Annotated in this window: 4 protein-coding genes; 1 reads left to right on the top strand and 3 read right to left on the bottom strand. The window is 65.7% G+C overall.

The genetic code is table 11. From position 1 onward, the window contains the following. Positions 1-1,246 (bottom strand): pyruvate kinase (pyk, locus tag IOC61_RS09295; protein WP_195688547.1); only part of this gene is annotated, 1,246 nt, incomplete at its 3' end. A 351-nt stretch (positions 1,247-1,597) separates the two neighbouring features. Between pyk and gap the strand changes: the two genes are divergently transcribed. Next, positions 1,598-2,599 (top strand): type I glyceraldehyde-3-phosphate dehydrogenase, encoded by a 1,002-nt coding sequence (gene gap, locus IOC61_RS09290; RefSeq protein ID WP_195688546.1) that lies wholly within the window; start codon positions 1,598-1,600, stop codon positions 2,597-2,599. Between the two features lie 123 nt (positions 2,600-2,722). Here the strand turns inward: gap and nspC are convergent, their stop codons facing one another. Together nspC and IOC61_RS09280 are read right to left on the bottom strand one after the other, a co-directional pair. Beyond that, positions 2,723-3,889: a carboxynorspermidine decarboxylase gene (gene nspC / locus IOC61_RS09285; RefSeq protein ID WP_195688545.1), complete on the bottom strand. Its 1,167-nt coding sequence runs from the start codon at positions 3,887-3,889 to the stop codon at positions 2,723-2,725. A 3-nt stretch (positions 3,890-3,892) separates the two neighbouring features. Then, the coding region (locus tag IOC61_RS09280; protein ID WP_324254709.1) for a saccharopine dehydrogenase family protein at positions 3,893-4,172 on the bottom strand (280 nt) is incomplete at its 5' end.

Genomic DNA, 4,172 nt, shown 5'->3' with positions numbered 1-4,172 from the left:
CGCTGTGGGCCAGGCCGATGATCGGCAGCCCGGAACGGATGCGCGAGGCGATCAGCGGCGTATAGCCGGTCGAGGTCATGCAGGCGATGGCGGCCACCCCGGAGAGGTGGTTGGCGGCGTACATGGCGGAGAGGGCGATGGTCTCGTCGACCCGGGAGAAGCCCTCGTGGATGCGGTGGCCCGACTCCTGGGCGATCCGCTCGCGCTCGGCGCCCAGGCAGACCCGGTCCATGGCCTCGATGGTCTCCACCGGGAAGTCGCCGGCGGCGGTCTCGGCGGAGAGCATCACCGCATCGGTGCCGTCGAGCACGGCATTGGCGACGTCGAACACCTCGGCGCGGGTGGGCAGGGGCGACTCGATCATCGACTCCATCATCTGGGTGGCGGTGATCACCGCCCGGTTCAGGCTGCGCGCCCGCTTGATGATGCGCTTCTGGGTGCCGATCAGCTTCTCGTCACCGATCTCCACGCCGAGATCGCCACGCGCCACCATCACCGCCTCGCAGGCCTGGATGATGCCGTCCAGCGTCGCCTCGTCGGTCACCGCCTCGGCACGCTCGAGCTTGGCCACCAGGCCGATCTCCTTGCCGGCCTCGCCCAGCAGTTCGCGGGCCTCGGCCATGTCGGCGGCATGCCGCGGAAACGAGACCGCCAGATAGTCCACGCCGATGTCGACGGCGGTGGCGAGGTCCGCCCTGTCCTTGTCGGTCAGCGCCGGCGCCGAGAGACCGCCGCCCAGCTTGTTGATGCCCTTGTTGTTGGAGAGCCTGCCGCCCACGGTCACCGTAGTATGGATCTCCCGGCCCGCCACGGCGGTGACATCCAGCACCAGCCGGCCATCATCGAGCAGCAGGCGGTCGCCCGCCACCACATCCTCGATCAGCTGCTTGTAGTCGCAGCCCACGCGCTCCTCACTCCCCGCATCGCCGTCCAGGGCCATGTCGAGCACGAAAGACGCCCCTTCGGCGAGCTCCACCGCGCCGTCACGGAAGCGGGCGATGCGGATCTTCGGCCCCTGCAGATCGCCCAGGGCGGCGACGCTTCTGCCCAGGCGAGCGGCGATGTCGCGTACCCGCGCCAGACGGCGGCGGTGATCGTCGGCAGTGCCATGGGAGAAGTTGAGGCGCACCACGTCGACACCGGCCGCGATCATGGCCTCGAGCACGCCCTCGCGGTCGCTGGCGGGACCCAGGGTGGCGACGATCTTGGTGCGGCGAATGGGGTGGTGGATGGGCTGTGTCGACATTGGACGGGCCTCCAGTGGCATGGCGGGTAGTCAGACTACAAGGTTAGCCGTTTATCAGTATCTTTACTACACCTTGGGGGAGGCCCGGGATCGCCCACATTATGGGATTTTTAAATTTTATTTTCAGTAAGTTGGAGTTATTTTTGGCTTTATTGAATAAGGGGTGAGCGACCTTAAACTGGGTAAATGTTGTAAACTTACTTAATTTCTATTGAGTCTCTGATCAGTTTGCGTCACATTGAGAGACATGACACGAGCCGCAGGGCATGGCCTCGTTTGCTTACGACACGGGACCCACGCTAGCAGGTTCGACCATATCCCCCCGCAAGATGCCACTGGAGGAGAGAGGAAATGATGCTCAAGATTGCCATCAACGGGTTCGGCCGTATCGGCCGCAATGTGCTGCGTGCCCTCTACGAGAACGGCTATCGCGACCACATTCAGGTGGTGGCCATCAACGACCTGGGCGACCCCTCCCTCAATGCCCATCTGTTGCGCCATGACACCGTGCATGGCCACTTCCCCTTCAGGGTCGAGCATGACGAGCAGAGCATGAGCGTCGACGGCGACCGGATCGCGATCCTCTCGGAACGTGATCCTGCACGCTTGCCCTGGAAGAGCCTGGAGGTGGACCTGGTGATGGAGTGCACCGGCCTGTTTACCAAGCGGGCCGACGCCGCCAGGCATCTCGAGGCCGGCGCCGAGCGGGTGCTGATCTCTGCGCCGAGTCCCGATGCCGATGCCACCGTGGTCTATGGGGTCAATGAGGCGGTGCTCAGCGCCGAGCATCGCGTGGTCTCCAATGCTTCCTGCACCACCAACTGCCTGGCCCCGGTGGCCAAGGCGCTCAACGATGCGGTGGGTATCGAGAACGGCCTGATGACCACGGTGCACGCCTACACCAACGACCAGAACCTCTCCGACGTCTACCACAGCGACCCCTACCGGGCGCGCAGCGCGACCCACTCCATGATTCCCACCAAGACGGGCGCCGCCGCCGCGGTCGGCCTGGTACTGCCGGAGCTCGCCGGCAAGTTCGATGGCCTGGCCGTGCGCGTACCGGTGATCAACGTCTCGCTGGTGGACCTGACCTTTACCGCCGGGCGCGAGACTACCAGGGAAGAGATCAACGAGATCGTGGCCAGTGCGGCCGAGGCCTCACCGGTGCTGGCGGTCAATGCCCAGCCGCTGGTCTCCATCGACTTCAACCACGACGCCCACTCCTCGACCTTCGACGCCAATCACACCCGGGTGAATGGTCGCCTGGTCAAGGTGATGGCCTGGTATGACAACGAGTGGGGCTTCTCCAACCGCATGCTGGATACCGCCCTGGCGATGCACGCCGCCGCTTGAACGGCGTGAGTCGGCACCTGGCAGGCGCAGGAAACGCAAGACGCCCCCTGAAGGGGGCGTCTCTCGAAGATGGCCGCCTCTCGAAGGAAGGCGCCACTCGCTGGGGTCGGGCTCGGTGGATGGTCAGCTGAGTCGCTGCATGTAGTCCACGTAGCCGAAGGTGCGCACCGTGCGTACCTCGCGACTGGTTTCATCGATCCGGCAGATCGAGGGCAGGCGAATGCCGTTGAAGGTGGTGGTCTTGACCATGGTGTAGTGCGCCATGTCGGTGAACACCAGGCGGTCGCCGATGGCGAGTGGCGCATCGAAGCTGTACTCGCCGACGATATCGCCGGCCAGGCAGGTCTGGCCACCCAGGCGGTAGGTGTGGGGCTTCTCGCCCGGCTCGCCGCCACCGATGATCTCGGGGCGGTAGGGCATCTCCAGCACATCGGGCATATGCGCGGTGGCGGAGGTGTCGAGGATGGCGATGGTGCCGTCGTTCTCGACGATATCCAGCACCGTGCAGACCAGGTAGCCGGTGTTCAGCGCGATGGCCTCGCCCGGCTCCAGATAGACCGTCAGATGCGGGTGGCGCTCACGGAAGCCGCGAACCACCCGCACCAGCCGCTCGATGTCGTAGTCGTCGCGGGTAATATGATGGCCGCCACCGAAGTTGACCCACTTGAGGCTACCGAGATAGTGGCCGAATCGTGTCTCGAAGGCCGCCAGGGTCGTCTCCAGGTCGTCGCTGTTCTGTTCACACAGGGTATGAAAGTGCAGCCCCTCGAGGCCCTCGAGATCCGCCGGCGTCAGGTCCCCCGAGCGGGTACCGAGCCGTGAGCCCGGCGCGCAGGGGTCGTAGAGCGGCACGTCGCCCGTGGAGTGCTCGGGGTTGACCCGCATCCCGCAGGAGACCCGGCGTGGCGCCGCCGCGATCGTCTCGCGGAAGCGCCGCCACTGGCCCGGGGAGTTGAAGCTGAGGTGGTCGGCATAGCGCAGCACCACCCGCAACTCCTCCTCGGTAAAGGCCGGCGAGTAGCAGTGCACCTCGCCTCCGAAGGTCTCGGCGCCCAGGCGCGCCTCGTCCTGGCCGCTGGAGGTGGTGCCCACCAGGTACTGGCGCACCAGCGGGAAGGTGTCCCACATGGCGAAGCCCTTCAGGGCCAGCAGGATCCTCGCACCGCTCGCCGCCTGGACCTCGCCGAGGCGCTCCAGGTTGCGGCGCAGCAGGGCGTCGTCCACCACATAGGCCGGGGAGGGGCAGGCCATAACGTCGAAATCCAGGCCCTGCTCGCGTGCGTTCGCCATGGCTCAGGCCAGCGGGTCGTGGTCGGGGTCGAGCTCGACCACCTGCCAGGGCAGTCCCATCTCGCCGATGCGCGCCATGAAGGGGTCAGGATCGAGCTGCTCGACGTTGAACACCCCGTCACCCTTCCAGATGCCCGCAAGCATCAGCATGGCGCCGGTCACCGCCGGCACGCCGGTGGTGTAGGAGATGGCCTGGGACTTGACCTCCGCGTAGCACTGCTCGTGGTCGCAGATGTTGTAGATATGCACCTTGCGGCGCTTGCCGTCCTTGATGCCGTCGGCA

This window comes from Halomonas sp. KAO (genome assembly GCF_015595025.1).
In the GTDB taxonomy this organism is placed as follows: Bacteria; Pseudomonadota; Gammaproteobacteria; order Pseudomonadales; family Halomonadaceae; genus Halomonas.
Note: the sequence above shows the minus strand (reverse complement) of the source record. Positions and strands in the feature narration are given on the sequence as shown.